The sequence below is a fragment of the Vibrio sp. 10N.222.51.C5 genome, from assembly GCF_041474575.1.
GTDB classification, from domain to species: Bacteria; Pseudomonadota; Gammaproteobacteria; order Enterobacterales; family Vibrionaceae; genus Vibrio; species Vibrio crassostreae_C.
Genome location: NZ_JBFRUJ010000108.1, coordinates 1 through 539 on the forward strand (window position 1 = coordinate 1; position 539 = coordinate 539).

The following is a 539-nucleotide window of genomic DNA, read 5'->3' on the forward strand; positions in this document are numbered from 1 at the left end:
TGCGATACTAGCTCAGTTGGTAGAGCGCAACCTTGCCAAGGTTGAGGTCATCGGTTCGAACCCGATGTATCGCTCCAAATTCTCTCTCACGCTTTATGCTGAAGATGAAAATGGTTTAGTCTCATTGTCTTAAACAATGCATCCGGACGCGGGATGGAGCAGTTTGGTAGCTCGTCGGGCTCATAACCCGAAGGTCGTCGGTTCAAATCCGGCTCCCGCAACCACATTACAGTTAAGCGCTATCTGTTGCCCAAGGCAGTAAGAGCAGCGAATAACTAATGCGATACTAGCTCAGTTGGTAGAGCGCAACCTTGCCAAGGTTGAGGTCATCGGTTCGAACCCGATGTATCGCTCCACTTTCTTTTCGAAGAGAGTAGGAAGAATCATCAACTTAATTGATGCATCCGGACGCGGGATGGAGCAGTTTGGTAGCTCGTCGGGCTCATAACCCGAAGGTCGTCGGTTCAAATCCGGCTCCCGCAACCACATTACAGTTAAGCGCTATCTGTTGCCCAAGGCAGTATGAGCAGCGAATAACT

4 tRNA genes are annotated in these 539 nt (G+C 50.1%); all 4 read left to right on the forward strand.

Annotated features, from left to right (window positions below):
* The first annotated feature begins 1 nt into the window (after position 1).
* Positions 2 to 77, forward strand: a tRNA-Gly gene (locus tag AB4558_RS21740).
* Positions 78 to 147: 70 nt separating this feature from the next.
* Positions 148 to 224, forward strand: a tRNA-Met gene (locus AB4558_RS21745).
* Between the two features lie 56 nt (positions 225 to 280).
* Positions 281 to 356: transfer RNA gene (locus tag AB4558_RS21750), tRNA-Gly, on the forward strand.
* A 53-nt stretch (positions 357 to 409) separates the two neighbouring features.
* Positions 410 to 486 (forward strand) — tRNA-Met (locus tag AB4558_RS21755).
* Positions 487 to 539: the final 53 nt, after the last annotated feature.